This window comes from Desulfomicrobium orale DSM 12838 (assembly GCF_001553625.1).
Taxonomy (GTDB): Bacteria; Desulfobacterota; Desulfovibrionia; order Desulfovibrionales; family Desulfomicrobiaceae; genus Desulfomicrobium; species Desulfomicrobium orale.
In genome coordinates, this window is the sequence record NZ_CP014230.1 from 2,250,546 (window position 1) to 2,265,667 (window position 15,122).

At 60.7% G+C, this 15,122-nt stretch carries 15 protein-coding genes and 1 tRNA gene; 10 read left to right on the forward strand and 6 right to left on the reverse strand.

Annotation, left to right across the window (positions count from 1 at the left end; translation table 11 throughout):
* Positions 1-50: 50 nt before the first annotated feature.
* On the reverse strand, positions 51-686 hold the full coding sequence (gene lolA, locus AXF15_RS10515; protein WP_236884772.1) for an outer membrane lipoprotein periplasmic chaperone LolA: 636 nt from the start codon (positions 684-686) through the stop codon (positions 51-53).
* Positions 687-793: 107 nt separating this feature from the next.
* Between lolA and AXF15_RS10520 the strand changes: the two genes are divergently transcribed.
* Entirely contained in the window at positions 794-1,978 is a 1,185-nt protein-coding gene (locus AXF15_RS10520; protein WP_066607103.1) for an MFS transporter, read from the forward strand.
* Positions 1,979-2,122: 144 nt separating this feature from the next.
* Here AXF15_RS10520 and AXF15_RS10525 read toward each other — a convergent pair.
* A tRNA-Arg gene (locus AXF15_RS10525) sits at positions 2,123-2,199 on the reverse strand.
* Positions 2,200-2,334: 135 nt separating this feature from the next.
* On the opposite strand from AXF15_RS10525, the gene AXF15_RS10530 reads away from it, so the two are divergent.
* The 6 genes from AXF15_RS10530 (at position 2,335) to ylqF (ending at position 8,290) form a co-directional block, all read left to right on the forward strand.
* The gene (locus AXF15_RS10530) at positions 2,335-2,919 is read left to right on the forward strand and encodes a UbiX family flavin prenyltransferase (protein WP_066607104.1); all 585 of its coding nucleotides are present in this window, start codon (positions 2,335-2,337) and stop codon (positions 2,917-2,919) included.
* Between the two features lie 56 nt (positions 2,920-2,975).
* Positions 2,976-3,626 carry a site-2 protease family protein gene (locus tag AXF15_RS10535; protein ID WP_066607108.1) on the forward strand — a complete coding sequence of 217 codons (651 nt, stop codon included), beginning with the start codon at positions 2,976-2,978 and terminating at the stop codon, positions 3,624-3,626.
* A gap of 7 nt (positions 3,627-3,633) precedes the next feature.
* The gene (locus AXF15_RS10540; RefSeq protein ID WP_066607111.1) at positions 3,634-4,641 is read left to right on the forward strand and encodes a tryptophan--tRNA ligase; all 1,008 of its coding nucleotides are present in this window, start codon (positions 3,634-3,636) and stop codon (positions 4,639-4,641) included.
* Positions 4,642-4,652: 11 nt separating this feature from the next.
* A complete protein-coding gene (locus AXF15_RS10545) occupies positions 4,653-5,300 on the forward strand; it encodes a hypothetical protein (RefSeq protein WP_151192353.1) in 648 nt (215 codons plus the stop codon).
* A gap of 80 nt (positions 5,301-5,380) precedes the next feature.
* A complete protein-coding gene (locus AXF15_RS10550) occupies positions 5,381-7,444 on the forward strand; it encodes a M3 family metallopeptidase (RefSeq protein ID WP_066607115.1) in 2,064 nt (687 codons plus the stop codon).
* The gene (gene ylqF, locus AXF15_RS10555; RefSeq protein ID WP_066607118.1) at positions 7,445-8,290 is read left to right on the forward strand and encodes a ribosome biogenesis GTPase YlqF; all 846 of its coding nucleotides are present in this window, start codon (positions 7,445-7,447) and stop codon (positions 8,288-8,290) included. It begins immediately after the preceding gene.
* Between the two features lie 36 nt (positions 8,291-8,326).
* Here ylqF and yjgA read toward each other — a convergent pair whose 3' ends face one another.
* The 4 genes from yjgA to hisH all read right to left on the reverse strand — a co-directional run bounded on the left by yjgA (position 8,327) and on the right by hisH (position 11,356).
* A complete protein-coding gene (gene yjgA, locus AXF15_RS10560) occupies positions 8,327-8,836 on the reverse strand; it encodes a ribosome biogenesis factor YjgA (RefSeq protein ID WP_211258977.1) in 510 nt (169 codons plus the stop codon).
* Positions 8,837-9,039: 203 nt separating this feature from the next.
* Positions 9,040-9,885, reverse strand: coding sequence for a universal stress protein (locus tag AXF15_RS10565; RefSeq protein ID WP_066607129.1), 846 nt, complete (start codon positions 9,883-9,885; stop codon positions 9,040-9,042).
* 60 nt (positions 9,886-9,945) lie between these two features.
* Positions 9,946-10,725: an imidazole glycerol phosphate synthase subunit HisF gene (gene hisF / locus AXF15_RS10570; RefSeq protein ID WP_066607133.1), complete on the reverse strand. Its 780-nt coding sequence runs from the start codon at positions 10,723-10,725 to the stop codon at positions 9,946-9,948.
* On the reverse strand, positions 10,715-11,356 hold the full coding sequence (gene hisH / locus AXF15_RS10575) for an imidazole glycerol phosphate synthase subunit HisH (RefSeq protein ID WP_066607136.1): 642 nt from the start codon (positions 11,354-11,356) through the stop codon (positions 10,715-10,717). The genes hisF and hisH overlap by 11 nt, the downstream gene beginning before the upstream one ends.
* A 137-nt stretch (positions 11,357-11,493) precedes the next feature.
* Between hisH and rfaD the strand changes: the two genes are divergently transcribed.
* From rfaD to AXF15_RS14710, 3 genes are all read left to right on the forward strand, one after another.
* A complete protein-coding gene (rfaD, locus tag AXF15_RS10580) occupies positions 11,494-12,477 on the forward strand; it encodes an ADP-glyceromanno-heptose 6-epimerase (protein ID WP_066607139.1) in 984 nt (327 codons plus the stop codon).
* Between the two features lie 183 nt (positions 12,478-12,660).
* On the forward strand, positions 12,661-13,404 hold the full coding sequence (locus tag AXF15_RS10585; RefSeq protein WP_066607142.1) for an RNA methyltransferase: 744 nt from the start codon (positions 12,661-12,663) through the stop codon (positions 13,402-13,404).
* Positions 13,405-13,540: 136 nt separating this feature from the next.
* Positions 13,541-15,046 carry a D-alanyl-D-alanine carboxypeptidase family protein gene (locus AXF15_RS14710; RefSeq protein ID WP_257721638.1) on the forward strand — a complete coding sequence of 502 codons (1,506 nt, stop codon included), beginning with the start codon at positions 13,541-13,543 and terminating at the stop codon, positions 15,044-15,046.
* The last annotated feature ends 76 nt before the right edge of the window (positions 15,047-15,122 follow it).

Consider the following 15,122-nt stretch of genomic DNA (forward strand, 5'->3'; position numbering starts at 1 on the left):
TCCGTTACCGGATGGCGGCGTAAACGGCGGCATGTCGCCGGAACAGGCATCTACTCGCCCGGTCCATCCAGAATTTCAACGTCCTTGGGCGGCTCCAGGGTGAATTCCTTGGGGTCGACAGGCACGTCCAGTTCCAGCCCGCTCAGGACCAGTTCGTTCACATTGCCGAAAAAATCTGTGAGTTTGATCTTTTCCAGTATGTCCTGACCGGGGCGGACCCAAATCTCCCCTTCCACCAGATTGGGCTCGGGCTCTTTGGGCATGAGTTTCAGATGACGGAATTCGCCGTCCATTCCCAGGTCCTCCACAGTGAAGTCTTCTTTCAGATTGGCCTCGCCCGACAGGAAACGGATCATGGTTTTGGAATCGAGCACCTGTTCCACGGTGTAGCGGTACAAGGTCTGTTCCTCGGGGAAATAGTCCCAGACCGTATCCTTGCCCACGATCAGCAGTTCCTGCTCCGGACTCGTCGTCTCCCAGCGGATGAAGCGGGGCCGGACGAAAACGATGGTGCCCAGACGCTCCTGAGTTTCCCGGCTGGAGGCGTTGATCAGGGTCTGGACGAAGAATCCCCGGAAGGATTGCAGCGTGTCGTAGCGTTTCTGAATGGCGTCGGTCAGCTCGGACGCCTGCGCGCCCCACGCACCCGCCAGAATCAGCAGCAGAACCGAAAGAATCCGCAGCACAGATATTTCCTCCGTTGTTGATTTCACCATGGGGAGCGCGTACCAGCAAAGGCCGCTCCACCGGCCGGACACATACAGTCTTTGCTTCCGCTTGTTAAGGGACATTCATGAACCACTCCGCCCCGCATACGGCTCCGCCCTTCGCTCCGGTCCTGCCCGCCCTGTTTCTGGCCACGGCCGTTTTTTTCGACAACTTTCTGGCCCGGAGCATCTTCGGCCCGCTGCTTCTGCCCATCAGCGTCCAGGTAAGGCAGAGTCTGGCCCAGTCCGCGCAAATCTTTGTCTTTCTGTCGGCCGGGTACAGCCTGTCGGTGCTGTGCGCGGGATTTCTGTCCCGGTACGCGGGCCACAAAAATACCATCATCGTTTCTCTGGCAGCCATCGGGACCGCTCTTTTCGGCATGGCCGGCAGCCAGTCCCTGTGGCAGTTCTGTGCCTGGATTTTTCTCATGGGTGCGGGGGCGGGCCTGTATCTGCCTTCGGGCGTGGTGACCATCACCGAAATCACACCCTCGGCGCACTGGAGTCAGGCCTTTGCCGTGCACGAACTGGCCCCCAATCTGGCCTTCTGCATGGCTCCGCTGCTGGCCGAAGTCTGCCTGCGCTCCGGCGGCCTGCCGATTCTGTTCCGGATTGTGGGAGGAGTCAGCCTGGGGATGGCCCTGCTTTATGCCCTGCGCGGACCGCGAATCAGGCGCCCCGGCGTGGCGCCCGCCCTGGGCAACGTCATGGACATCGCCCGGCGTGGAGCGTTCTGGAGGGTAACGGTGCTGTTCGTACTGGCCGTGGGTGCGGAAATCGGCGTGTACAATCTGATTCCCGCCCTTCTGGTGGAAGAAAAAGGGCTCGACCAGCGGACCGCCAATCTGCTTCTGGGAGCCAGCCGACTGCTTCCGATCATTTTTCTGCCGTTCATGGGCCGGGTCATCCGCCGCGCCGGATACCGCAAGGTGATGACCGTCTGTCTGGCGGGCATGGGAATGGCCACACTGTGCTGCGGATACGGCCCCCTCTGGTGGAGTGTCGCCATGCTCGCTCTGCAGCCGGTCTTCGTGGTCTGTTTCTTTCCGCCCGGATTCGCGGCGCTGTCCCTGGTCTGTCCCAAAACAGTGAATGATCTGGGCGTTTCCCTGACCATCATGTGCACGTCCCTGATCGGTGCCGGAGCCGTGCCCGCCCTGCTGGCCTGGGCCGGAGAAAACTACAGCTTTCCGCTGGCTTTCGCCTGCTTCGGCGTGCTCGTCCTTGCCGGGGGAGTATGGGCTCTGAGTCGGCTGCGCATTCCGGAATAACCTGCACCTGACCATTTTCTTCTTTTCAGGATCGCAGACTGACCCGGAAGATCAATCCATGGTCCGAGATGGGTCTGTTTGTCTTCCTTAAGAAACAACAAAAAAGCGGGTCACAGAAACAGTTCCATGACCCGCCAAAATTCATGGTGCGCAATGCAGGAATCGAACCTGCGACCTTTAGCTCCGGAGGCTAACGCTCTATCCAACTGAGCTAATTGCGCACGGGAATGCCTGCTTATGCAGGGCGGACAGCCTTGTCAAGCGGGCCCGCCATACGCTAGCCGTGGGTTCCGATTCCCTGAACGGAGCGCTTCCCAAAACGCCCCACCGGCAGACAACGGCTATCCGGGAGGATCATGGACGACATTCACCAGAAAAAAACGGCCCGGCGCGTCATCCTCGGTGTTTCCGGAGCGAGCGGCGTGGAATACGCGTTCCATCTGGCTCGCGCCCTCAGGGCTGCCGACGGCGTGGAGCTGCATGGCATCATTTCCGGTGGGGCCAGAGAAGTGCTGCGCCACGAATCTTCCATCCCCCTGCAAGAACTCCAGAACTGCTTTCATGTCCTGCACGACTGCGACCATCTGGGTGCCGCACCGGCCAGCGGCTCCTGGTTCCATACGGGAATGATCGTCTGTCCGTGTTCCATGTCCAGCCTGGCGGCCATCGCCAGCGGAGTCGGGACCAACCTGCTGCACCGGGCCGCAGACGTCACCCTGAAGGAGCGCCGTCCCCTGATCCTGGTGCCCCGCGAAACTCCGCTGAATGAAATCCATCTCCGGAACATGCTCCGGGCCCACCGGGCCGGTGCCGTGATCATGCCGCCCTGCCCGGGTTTTTACCACCGTCCTCGGAATCTCGAAGATCTGCTGGACCAGTTCGCCGGGCGCATTCTGGAACAATTGCGGCTGCCTCACGACCTTTACACCCGCTGGAGCTGATCCGGCGGGTCAAAAAAGTTGCCGCCCACAGGGCTTCGTGCTAGCCGCTACAGGCCATGTTCGATTTCAGCCAGACCATTCAGCACCTGTCCATCGTGGCCATCCCGTTCATCTTCGGCATCACCTGCCACGAGGTGGCCCACGGCTATGTTTCCTACCTGCTGGGCGACCCCACGGCCAAAAATGCCGGACGGCTGACCCTGAACCCTCTGAAGCATCTGGATCCGCTGGGCACCCTGACTCTGATCCTGACCCGGATGATCGGCTGGGCCAAACCCGTGCCCATCAATCCCGCGTACTACCGCAACCCCCGAAGGGATATTCTTTACGTTTCCCTGGCCGGGCCGATGGCCAATTTCGGCGTCATGCTCCTTTTCGCCGTGATTCTGAAACTGCTGGCACTGGCGGCCCGCAACCCCGGAGCCGCTTCATGGGCGTACTTTCTGTACCCGGCCATCAACATCGCCATGGCCGGCATTTTCATCAACGCGATACTGGGCGTCTTCAACCTGCTGCCCATTCCGCCGCTGGACGGCAGCAAGATTCTGGCCTGCCTGCTGCCGCCCTCCCTCGGCGCGAGCTTCATGCGCCTGGAGCCGTACGGATTTCTCATTCTGCTCGCGTTCGCCGTAGCGGGGATTCTGGAATGGGTTTTATCTCCGGTCAGCGATTTTGTGCGAACTTCCATCGTCAATCCTCTCCTGTAAGGTCCTTATGTCCAAAACAACAGTTCTGACCGGCATCACGACCACCGGCACTCCGCATCTGGGCAACTACGCAGGCGCCATCCGCCCGGCCATCGAGGCCAGCCGGGACGCCGACGTCAGCTCCTACTATTTTCTGGCCGACCTGCATGCCCTGATCAAATGCCACGACCCGGCGCTGGTGCACCGCTCCCGGCTGGAGGTGGCCGCAACATGGCTGGCTCTGGGGCTGGATACGGAAAAAAGCATCTTCTACCGGCAGTCCGATATCCCGGAAATTCCCGAGCTGACCTGGATTCTGACCTGCATGACGGCCAAGGGGCTGATGAACAGGGCTCACGCCTACAAAGCCGCCGTCCAGGAGAACGAGGCCGACGATCCGGACAAGGGCGTGACCATGGGACTTTATTCCTACCCCATCCTCATGGCCGCCGACATCCTCATGTTCCGGGCCAATATCGTGCCCGTGGGCCGGGACCAGATCCAGCACCTGGAAATGGCCCGCGACATCGCCCAGCGTTTCAACCACCATTTCGGCGAGCTCTTCGTTCTGCCCGAGGCCCGCGTGGACGAATCCTCGTCCGTGCTGGCCGGGCTGGACGGACGCAAGATGAGCAAGAGCTACAACAACTACATTCCGCTTTTCGCCCCGGAAAACAGCCTGCGCAAGATGATCATGAAAATCGTGACCAACTCCCAGGCCCCGGAAGAGCCCAAAAGCACAGAAAACTGCCCGCTTTTCGACATGTACCGGGCTTTTTCCACCCCCGAACAGGTGGAGGACATGCGCGCGCGCTTCGCAGAGGGCATCGGCTGGGGGCATGTCAAGCAGGCCCTGTTCGAGGCGGTCAACGCCCAGTTGGCGGAGCCCAGAGAAAAGTACGCCGAGCTTGTCCAAAATCCGGAATTCGTCGAAAAAACACTGCTGCAAGGCGCGGAAAAAGCCCGCGCCCAGAGCCGCCCCTTTCTGGAGGAAGTCCGGAAAGCCGTGGGCATCCGTTCCCTGACCCAACTCTGATGGAGGAAACTTTGAGCGCAGCCAAAAAAATCACTCCCGGCCGCAAGAACAAGAAAGCCCCTCTGGCCGAAGTCGTCCCGATTCAGGAAGAGACGGAAATCCTGCCGGAAGAGCCTGTGGAAATGCCTGAGGAACCGGCGGTGGATCTGTCCGGGCTGGCTCAGTCCCTGACTCGCCCCCAGGGGCTGACCGACGCGGAAGTGGAGGCCCGGCTTGCCTATGCCCCCGAGGCGGCCGATACGCCGGAATCCGGCGACGCGCCGTGTCCGCCTGAACCCGAGACGGGCGCCGCCGGGCGGGACATGAGCAGAATCGCCCTGTTTTTCTCCGCGGCCGCCATCATTCTTCTGCTGGGATTTTTCCTGCATCTGAACCGGAATCTCAAGGCTCTGACCATGCAGGTTCAGGACCTGAGCGCCATCAAGAGCACTATCACCACTCTGGATACGAAGATCGGCACCATGGAGACAAAAGTCGCCGACCTGGAAGCCCTGCCCGCCAAAACCAGAGCCGCCCTGCTGAGCAGCATTCTGCAGGAGATGAGTCAGAAGACATCGTACATGTCCACGCAGCTCGAATCCCCGGAACAGCAGGACAAGCTCATGCGGGCCAAGGAACTGATCCAGCAGGTGCAGACCGAACTGAACGCCGGAAACTGATTCCGGCCAGCGTTTCCCGGAGCGGCCCGCGGGCGGCAGGCCGCCCTTTCCGCTCCGCCGGCATCCGTGCCGCCATAGCCATGACCGACCTGAATCCTTTGCTGGACTGGGAAGACTTCCCCGACTTCCGGGACATCGAACCCGGTCACGTACTCGCCGCCGTGCGCCGGGCCGTCGCTCTGAGCCAGACCGAACAGGCCCGGCTGGAAGCCCTCGCCCCCCGGACCTGGCCCGCCCTCCTCGTACCGCTGGAACGCCTGACGGACCGTGTGACCCGCGTCTGGTCCCTGATCACGCACATGCACAACGTGCGCAACAGCCCGGCCCTGCGCCAAGCCTATGCCGAGGCCCAGCCGCTGGTCGTGGATTTCTTCAATCTGCTGGGCCAGAGCAGACCCATCTACTCCGCTCTGCTGGCCCTGAGGGATGCGCCGGAGTTTTCAGGTTTCAGCAATGCCTTGCAACGGACCATCACCCTGCTCATCCGCGACGCGGAACTGGGCGGCGTGGCTCTCCCCCCTGAAAAGCGGGAGCGTTTTTCGGCCATCAGCCGGGAACTGGCCGCCCTGTCCACGGAATTTGCCAACAACGTACTGGATGCCACACAGTCCTATGCCCTGACCCTCGTTCAGCCGCACGATGCGGCCGGACTGCCCGAGGCCTCCCGCCAGCTGGCCGCGGCCATGTCCCGGGCGCGGGGCAGGGAGGCCACCGCTGAAGACGGGCCGTGGACCATCACTCTGGACATGCCGTCCTTCCTGTCCTTCATGCAGCATTCCTCCCGCCGCGACCTGCGCGAAACCGTATACAAGGCCTACATCACCAGAGCCTCCAGCGGCGACCGGGACAATCTGCCCCTGATCCGGCGCATTCTCTCTCTGCGTGTGGAAATGGCCGTACTGCTCGGATTTGCCGATTTCGCGGACATGAGTCTGGCCCGCAAGATGGCTCCTTCCGTGGCCAGCGTGGAGAAGCTCCTGCACACCTTGAAAGATGCGGCCACTGACGCTGCGCTTGGCGACCTCATCGACCTGAGCGATCTGGCAGCCGCCAACGGTCAGGCCGAAGAAATCATGCCTTGGGACGTCATGTACTGGGCCGAACGCCTGAAGGAACAGCGCTTCGGACTGCATGACGACATGCTGCGCCCCTATTTCCCCCTGCCCGCCGTCCTCGAGGGCATGTTCGAGCTGGCCCGGGAACTGTTCGGCATACACATCGCGCCGGCCGACCGGCCCGTCTGGAACGAGGATGTCGCCTATTACGCCGTGAGCGACGACAAGGGGGAAGAAATCGCCGGATTTTATCTGGACCCCTATGCCAGACCCGAAGAGAAACGCGGCGGAGCCTGGATGGGCGAACTGTGCGGCCGCAGCGCGGCCTGCGCGGCTCCCGGCCGGATGTGGCGCAAACCCGTGGCCTGGCTGAACTGCAACCAACGCCCCGGCCTGGAACAAACCCCGTCTCTCATGAGCTTTCAGGAAGTGATCACCCTTTTCCACGAATTCGGACACGCCCTGCAGCACATGCTGACCACGGTCACCCACGGGTTCGTGTCCGGCATCTCGCGGGTGGAATGGGACGCGGTGGAGCTGCCCAGCCAGTTCATGGAAAACTGGTGTTCCCACCGTCCGGTTCTGGTCCGGCTGGCACGCCACTACCGTACCGGGGAACCCCTGGCCGAGGAAATCATGGACAGACTGCTCGCCGCCCGGACCTTCAGGGCCGGGTCCAACACCCTGCGCCAGGTGGTCTTCGCCCTGACGGATCTGGCTCTGCATACTTCCGGCCCCCAGGGACTGCACCCGCTGGAGACGGCCGCCCGCATCGCCCAGGAAATCCTGCCGTTGCCCCCGCTGCCGGAAGATGCTTCCCTCTGCGCCTTTTCACATATTTTCGCCGGAGGCTATGCCGCCGGATATTACAGCTACAAATGGGCCGAGGTGCTCAGCGCCGACGCTTTTGCCTCCTTCACGGAAGCGGGGGGCATCGATCCCGCCCTGGGCCGCCGCTTCCGGAACACGATTCTGGCTCTGGGCGGCAGCCGACATCCTCTTGAGGTTTTCCGCCTGTTCCGGGGCCGGGATCCGGATCCCACGGCTCTGCTCGTTCAGGAAGGGTTGCTTCCTGCTGGGAGGGCGTGAATGTCCATCCAGTGGTTTCCCGGGCACATGCACCGGGCCAGAAAGCAGATCGCCCAGATCATGGGCAAGGTGGACGTGGTCATCGAAGTGCTGGACGCCCGTCTGCCCGGCTACAGCGAAAACCCCATGCTGGCCGAACTGCGCGGGGACCGGCCCTGCCTCAAAGTGCTGAACAAGTCCGACCTGGCCGACCCGGCGGTCACGGAGGCCTGGAAAAAGCACTACCGTCTCACCGGAGCCGAACCCCTGGAAATTGTGGGTACCAATCCCAAGGACTGCCGGGAGATCATTTCTCTGCTGACCCGGATAGGCCCCAGACGGAACCTGCTCATGCAGCCGCTCAACTGCCTGATCGTGGGCATCCCCAATGTGGGCAAATCCACGCTGATGAACACTCTGGTGGGCCGGAAGGTGGCGCGGGCCGCCAATCAGGCCGCCATTACCACCAAGCAGAAGCGCGTGCACCTGAGCGACGAGATCACTCTGTACGATACGCCCGGCGTACTGTGGCCCAAAATCGGGGATGCCCAGGCCTCTTACATGCTGGCCGGAAGCGGAGCCGTGCGCGAGACGGCCATGGATAATGCGGAAGTGGCGGTGGGAGTGGCGGCCTATCTGCTGGAGGAATATCCCGCCCTGCTCCGGGAGCGATACTCTCTGGCGGAACTGCCCGAAGCAGGGCCCGAGGCCGGGACGGCTCTTGTGCGTACGGTGGGACAGAAGCGGGGCTGCCTGGTCCGGGGTGGCGAGGTGGATCTGGACAGGGCGGCGGGAATCCTGCTGAACGAACTCCGGGCCGGAAAAATCGGACGCATCAGCCTGCAACGGCCGCCGGCATCGGAGTGAAATCCGGGGCCCCCGGCGTAAACAATAAGTGCCGCCCTACGCGCCGCCCTTCTCCTTTTCCAGAGCCTGCCGGAGCAGCCGGAACAACGCACGGCCCTCGCGGGACGGCTTTCCGGCCGCCCTCTCGGCAGCGGCCCGTGCGGCCATCCGCTCTACCTGCCGCGCATCCAGATCAAACCGGCGGGTCACTTCTTCCAGTGCGGCCTGGTCACCGGCCACCAGGGCATCCCGCCACTCCTCAAGCTGATGAAAATCGTCCGTGTGCTGAAAACGGATCTGATCCAGAGCGTCCAGAGCCTGGCGGATAGGCTCGGGATCGAGCCCGCGCATGACCACGCCGATGAACTGCACCTGACGGCGCCGGGCTTCCTTGTCTTTCAGGGTGTGGTAAAAAGCCACGGCCTCGGCCAGATCGTCGGGTAGATCCATGCGGGCGATCCGTTCCGGCGACAGTTCCAGAAGGCGTCTGCCCAGCTCCTGCAAAGCGAGCATGTCCCGCTTGCGCTGGGACTTGCTCGGCCGGAGATCCTCACCGGCTCCGTGCATGAATTCCGTCATCATTCTTTACTAACGTCAGTGGGAGGGTCGTCTTCTACGCTGTGGAGTTCCCGGCAGAGAAAGCCACAAAGTGGAAGAACCCCAGTTACAATGGACAACAGCCATAAACAGTCCGGAGCCGCAATCCGGCCAGAGGCCGGGCGCGATCATTTCCGAACGGCCGATTCTCCGGGTATCCCATTCGCAAATGATCAGGGATGTATCCAGAGTACCGCGCCGGACAGTTCGTTGAACAGATAATTGCTCACGGACCCGGCCAGAAAACTTTTCCCTGTGGAAGCGCCCACCGCCACCATGGCGAACTTGCCCCAGTGAGCGTTGTCCAGAACAGCGCGGGGGGCATAGTCCGAGGGATAGATCATGTACCGGAGCCGGTCAGAACCAAAACCCTTCTCGGCCATGAGCGCCTCGCACCGCTCGAAGATTTCCGTACTCTTTTTCCGGTCGTCATCGGTATCGCGGATGACGTTGCACAGGGTGACCAGATGCGATTCCTTTTGCAGCATGTCGGCCACGAATCCGGTCATGCGCATGGACGATCCGGAACCATCCACGCACAGCAGGACGTTTTCCCGGTTCACATCAGGTTTGCGGCAGAGCATCAGCGGCGCATCGGGACTGAGTTCCAGCAACCTGCGGGACAGGCTCTTCTGAAAGAAATCCTTCAGCCGGCCCAGCCCCCGCCGACCCATGACCACGGCGTCATAGTTATCCTGACCGATTTCCTGTTCGATGTCCTCAATGCGGCACAACATATTGCCGCTGCTCTTGACCCTGATCTGCTCCGGCGTGAACCCTTCCCGCACCAGCATGCTCACGGCCTCGTCTCTGGCTGTCTGCCAGTTGCGGTCCGTCTCCAGGGGGCGGTCGCCGTCCCTGTTCCCGGACCGCCACAGACAGTACGGACTGTCCGGTGCGGCAAGACCCAGAAGAGTCAGGTCCATGTCTTCCTTGTGCCGGAAAAAATGACACAGGAAGCGCAATCCATTGAACATGTGGGGATCTTCACTCAGCGTGCACAGCAGCTTCTTGGGCATGGGAATCGCTCCTTGCGAGGAATGTTCGCTGTTGAAGGTTGATGTTCCCGGCGAAGCGCGTCACCAGACACGCCGGACCCGCACGCCGCTCCGGGCCATATGGTCTTTCAGTTCCACGATGGTGTGGTTCCCGTAATGCACGATGGACGCGATGAGCGCGGCCGAGGCCCGGCCTTCAGTCACGGCCTCGACCATATGCTGCGGGCTGCCCGCGCCTCCCGAAGCGATGACCGGCACGCGCACATGGTCGGCGATGAGCCGGGTCAGGGTCAGCTCGTAGCCGTCTTTGGTGCCGTCGGCGTCGATGGAGTTGACGCACAGCTCGCCCGCGCCCAGATGCTCCGCTTCCTTCGCCCACCACAGGGCGTCCATGCCCGTACGCTTGCGGCCGCCGTGGATGACGATCTCGTAGCCCGAGGGGATGGCATCGGTGCGCGGCACGCGCAGCACATCCATGCCGACCACGATGCACTGGGAGCCGAAGGCCGCCGCGCCCTCAGCGATGATTTCCGGCCTTTTCACGGCGGCGGAATTGACCGAAATTTTCTCCGCTCCGGCCAGCAGCACATCGCGCATGTCGGCCAGCGTGGAGATCCCCCCGCCCACGGAAAAGGGGATGAAAATCTGCCCGGCCACCTTTTCCACCACCCTGAGCATGATGCCCCGGCCCTCGTGGGACGCGGTGATGTCGTAAAACACGATCTCGTCGGCCCCTTCCTCGTAGTAGCGCCGGGCCGTGTCCACCGGGTCGCCGATATCCACATTGCCCTGAAATCTGACACCCTTGGTCAGCTTGCCGTCCCGGACGTCCAGGCAGGGAATGACGCGCTTACTGAGCATGGGCCGTCTCCCGGCAATACGCATAGAAATTGGCAAGCATCTTAAGCCCCGGCCGCCCGCTTTTTTCCGGATGAAACTGGGTGGCCCACAGACCGTCGCGGCCGTGGACGGAGCAGAACTCCAGCCCGTAACCGGTGGTGCCGATCACGTACTCCCGGGCCGGGATGGGATAATAGCTGTGCACGAAATAGAACTCGCTTTCCGGGTCGATGCCGTCGAAAAGGCGGCAGTCCCGATGCAGGCGGACCGTGTTCCAGCCCATGTGCGGGATGTTGATGGGCTCGCCGTTCTCATCGGACAGGTCCGGCGTGAACATGCCGCATTGGCCGGAGATGACGCCCAGCGTCCGGGTATCGTTTTCAGGACTGTGATCCAGCAGGATCTGACAGCCCAGACAGATGCCAAGCATGGGCTTGTTCCGGCCGATTTCGCGGAGAATGGCGTCCGCCATGCCGGACCGGCGCAGATGTTCCATGGCCGATCCGGCCGCGCCCACACCGGGAAAAATGATCCCCTGGCTGCGGGCGATGACGTCATGGTCCGCCGTGACCATGCAGGGAATACCCAGAGAATCCAGGGCGCGCCTGACGCTGGTCAGATTTCCGGCTTCGTAGTTCAAAATGGCGAGCATGAAAGCTCCTCGGAAACATAATGATTGAAGGAATTCTGAATATCCAAAGACAACGTAAAAACCAAGCCGGATGTTCGGGCGGCTTGCCGGAAAAACGGTTTCCGGCTACGGCAACGCGCTGAAACAACGGGGGAATCATGATCGTCATCACCGGCGGCGCGGGCTTCATCGGCAGCGCCATGATCTGGGAACTGAACCGGCAGGGCCGCCGGGACATCATCGTGGTGGACAATCTGGCGTCCACCGCCAAATGGCGCAATCTGGTCGGGCTTGCGTACCATCGCTACATCCACAAGGACGAATTTCCGGCCCTGGCCAGAACCCGTTACATGGAAGACCGCATCGAGGCCGTGATTCATCTCGGCGCCTGCTCCGCCACCACGGAGCCCGACTGCGATTATCTGATCCGCAACAATCTGGAATACTCCAAAGCCATGTGCCGCTTCGCTCTGGAGCGCAACGCCCGGTTCATCTACGCCAGCTCCGCCGCCACTTACGGAGACGGCGGCCGCGGGTTCGACGATTCCGACGAGGCTCTGGACAGCCTGCAACCGCTGAACATGTACGGCTACTCCAAGCATCTGTTTGACCTGTGGGTGCAAGGGGAAGGGCTGCTGGACAGCGTGGCCGGACTCAAGTTCTTCAACGTGTTCGGTCCCAACGAATACCACAAGGAAGACATGCGCTCGGTGGTCTGCAAGGCTTTCATCCAGATCGGGCAGACTGGGCGGCTGAAACTCTTCAGGTCCTACCGTGCGGAATACGCCGACGGCGAGCAGCGCCGGGACTTTGTGTACATCAAGGACTGCGTGCGGATCATCGGCTGGCTGCTCGAAAATCCTGGCGTGGGCGGGATTTTCAACGTGGGAACGGGTCAGGCCCGGACCTGGAACGATCTGGCCCGGGCCGTGTTCGCGGCCATGGATCTGGAGCCGGTCATCGAATACATCGACATGCCGGAATTCCTGCGGGATAAGTATCAGTATTATACCTGCGCGGACCTGACCAAACTGGGCGTGCGCGGCTGCGACGTCCGCTTCCGGTCTCTGGAGGACGGCGTGACGGACTATGTGCAAAACTACCTAGCACGGGAGCACGCGTATCTGACCTCCCGCTACTGAGTCCGCACTCTCCTCGTTTCGGAGGAAGTGTCTCCATCCATGTGCGACGAGCTGTCCGCTTCCGAGAGCCGAGCATAACGGATGACAACGCCGCCGTTCGCGGATACGGACGGCCCGGAAACGGGATATCCCGGCTCCGGCCGCCCACGCGGTCTTTCAATGCGCCGATTTTCAGGACCATTCATGCTGCACCATATCGCCGTCGTACTGTTTCGTCCTAAATATCCGGAGAATATCGGTTCCGTGGCCCGCGCCTGCATGAACATGGGATGCTCCCGGATCATCCTCGTCGATCCGTGGAAATGGGACCTGGAAAAAGCCCTGCCCCTGGCCACCCATCACGCCCGGCATCTGCTGGAGTCTGTAAGCATCGTCCCCACGCTGTCCGAGGCGCTCGCTCCCTTCTCCGTTTCCTACGGCACCACGGCCCGGACGGGCGGATGGCGCAAGTCCATTCAGACGTCCGAGGAAGCCGCTCCGCAGATTATCGCTCAGTGCAACGACGGAGCCAGCGTCGCCCTGGTTTTCGGGCCGGAAGACAAAGGGCTGACCAACGAGGAAACCGACTTGTGTTCCCATCTGCTGACCATCCCCACCGCCGGCGGGCTGACCTCCCTGAACCTGAGCCAGGCCGTGATGGTGGTACTGTACGAATGCTTCAAGAAATCCCTGACCAAACCCTTCAAGATAGCCGGATATCCCAAGGAGCGCCACATCAACCATGACGAGCGCCAGATTCTCTTCGATCAGCTCCGCGAGACGCTGCTGGACATCGACTACCTCAAGCCCGACAACCCCGACTACTTCATGTTGTCCATCAAACGCTTCCTGAACCGGGTCAATCCGCGACTGAACGAGTACAACCAGCTCATGGGACTCTGCCGGCAGATGCGACGCATCGTCCGCATCGCCAGAGAAAAAGGCTGAGTGCCTCCGTCCTGCCAAGCCCGAATCTGAAACCCTCACCGGCAAACAGATGAAAGAAACGAAATTGTTCAAGATGTTCATGTGGCTGCTCGTTCTTGGAGTGAGCTGGACACTGGCCATCCCGGAAGGAACGGTCATGGCCTCCGAGCAGAAACACAGCTTTCGAAGCTCCGTCGCACCGAAACCGGGCAAGCCGCCAGAAGAGAAAAAGAAGACTTCCGCAGCAAAGTCTTCATCCAAAAGTGGAAAGAAAAAGGCTGACAAAGCCCCGCAGAAAGCCCCCAAGGCCGCCCAGACTCCCAAGACATCACAAAAGAACGCCAAAACTGTTCAGAAGGCTCCGAAGGCATCTCAAAAAGATGCAAAAATCACCCAGAAACATCCAAATACATCCAAAAAAGGCCCCAAAGCTGCACAGAAGGGCTCTGAAGTACCCAGACAAGAGTCCAAAGCGACCAAAACGCCTCAGAAAGATACTCAATCTGTCCAGAAGAATTCAAAGGTATCAAAGAAAGACACACAACCCGCTCAAAGAAAACTGAAAGCAGCCAAGCAGGAGCCCAAGGCGGCGAAGACTCCCGGCAAGGACAGTAAGACTGTCCAGAAGGCCAATCCGGCAGGGTCTGGAAATTCTCAAGAAACAAGGACACCGAAGGGTTCCAAAACAGCGGCAACGGGCAAGAAACTCTCGCAGGCCGATGCCAAAGGCATTACCGGGAAGGTAGACCGAAAGGCGCTGAAAAAACCGATCACGACCCAGCGACTGAAGAAAAAGAAAGCGTCTGCAGCGAAGATACATTCCAAAAAGACGAACAAGGATCTGCACCTGAATGTCAAAGCAGCCTTTCTGGTCAACATGAGCAACGGAAAAATCTACTACGAACAGAATCCGGACACGCCCATCGCTCCGGCTTCCATCACCAAGGTTCTGACTCTGTATCTTGTGCGTGAGGCCATGGCACAGGGAAAGATCACACCCGTCACGGCCATTCCCATCAGTGACAGGGCCATCAGAACCGGCGGCTCGCGCATGAGCCTGAAACGCGGGGAAAAAGTGCCCCTGCGGGAGCTGATCAAGGGCATCAGCGTGGTCTCGGCCAACAACGCCTGTGTGGCCGTGGCCGAATATATGGGCAAGGGCGACTCTTCCAGATTTGTATCGCGGATGAACGCCAAAGCGAAAAAAATAGGCATGTCCAGCAGCCGCTTCAAAAATCCCAATGGCCTGCCTGCACACGGACAGCTGTCCACGGCCAGGGATATCGCCAAATTGTCCATGAGCTATCTGCGCCGCTTTCCGGAATCCCTGTCCATCCATTCCATGACCACACACACATATCATGGCGCCACGCACCGCAACGCCAATTCTCTGCTGCGGACGTACAAGGGTGCGGATGGACTGAAGACCGGTTTTGTCTGTGCGTCGGGATACAATATCACGGCCACGGCCAAACGCGGGGACACCCGTTTGCTGGCCGTGGTGCTGGGAGCGCAAAATTCCGTGAGCCGTCAGGTGGAAACAGCCAGACTGCTTGATTACGGCTTTAAACGCGCCACCATGGAGAAAGGCCTTGGGAACGGGAACGGCGGTAAAAAGTTGAAACCGAAGTCTAAGTCGCAGAAAAACAAAAAGAACAGTTGATTTTACAACCCTGCTCACCTTGCTATCGGCGAAACTTGTCTCTTGGCTAAATAAGAGACCATCTGACTGATAAAAC

What these genes read in the sequence shown, in the direction of transcription:
- AXF15_RS10535 (WP_066607108.1), top strand. Translation starts at nt 2,976, where the DNA reads ATGTTCGATTTCAGCCAGACCATTCAGCACCTGTCCATCGTGGCCATC.
- AXF15_RS10565 (WP_066607129.1), bottom strand. Translation starts at nt 9,885, where the DNA reads ATGCCCAAGAAGCTGCTGTGCACGCTGAGTGAAGATCCCCACATGTTC.
- AXF15_RS10520 (WP_066607103.1), top strand. Translation starts at nt 794, where the DNA reads ATGAACCACTCCGCCCCGCATACGGCTCCGCCCTTCGCTCCGGTCCTG.
- hisH (WP_066607136.1), bottom strand. Translation starts at nt 11,356, where the DNA reads ATGCTCGCCATTTTGAACTACGAAGCCGGAAATCTGACCAGCGTCAGG.
- yjgA (WP_211258977.1), bottom strand. Translation starts at nt 8,836, where the DNA reads ATGCACGGAGCCGGTGAGGATCTCCGGCCGAGCAAGTCCCAGCGCAAG.
- AXF15_RS10550 (WP_066607115.1), top strand. Translation starts at nt 5,381, where the DNA reads ATGACCGACCTGAATCCTTTGCTGGACTGGGAAGACTTCCCCGACTTC.
- rfaD (WP_066607139.1), top strand. Translation starts at nt 11,494, where the DNA reads ATGATCGTCATCACCGGCGGCGCGGGCTTCATCGGCAGCGCCATGATC.
- AXF15_RS10530 (WP_066607104.1), top strand. Translation starts at nt 2,335, where the DNA reads ATGGACGACATTCACCAGAAAAAAACGGCCCGGCGCGTCATCCTCGGT.
- hisF (WP_066607133.1), bottom strand. Translation starts at nt 10,725, where the DNA reads ATGCTCAGTAAGCGCGTCATTCCCTGCCTGGACGTCCGGGACGGCAAG.
- AXF15_RS10540 (WP_066607111.1), top strand. Translation starts at nt 3,634, where the DNA reads ATGTCCAAAACAACAGTTCTGACCGGCATCACGACCACCGGCACTCCG.
- AXF15_RS14710 (WP_257721638.1), top strand. Translation starts at nt 13,541, where the DNA reads ATGGCCTCCGAGCAGAAACACAGCTTTCGAAGCTCCGTCGCACCGAAA.
- AXF15_RS10585 (WP_066607142.1), top strand. Translation starts at nt 12,661, where the DNA reads ATGCTGCACCATATCGCCGTCGTACTGTTTCGTCCTAAATATCCGGAG.
- ylqF (WP_066607118.1), top strand. Translation starts at nt 7,445, where the DNA reads ATGTCCATCCAGTGGTTTCCCGGGCACATGCACCGGGCCAGAAAGCAG.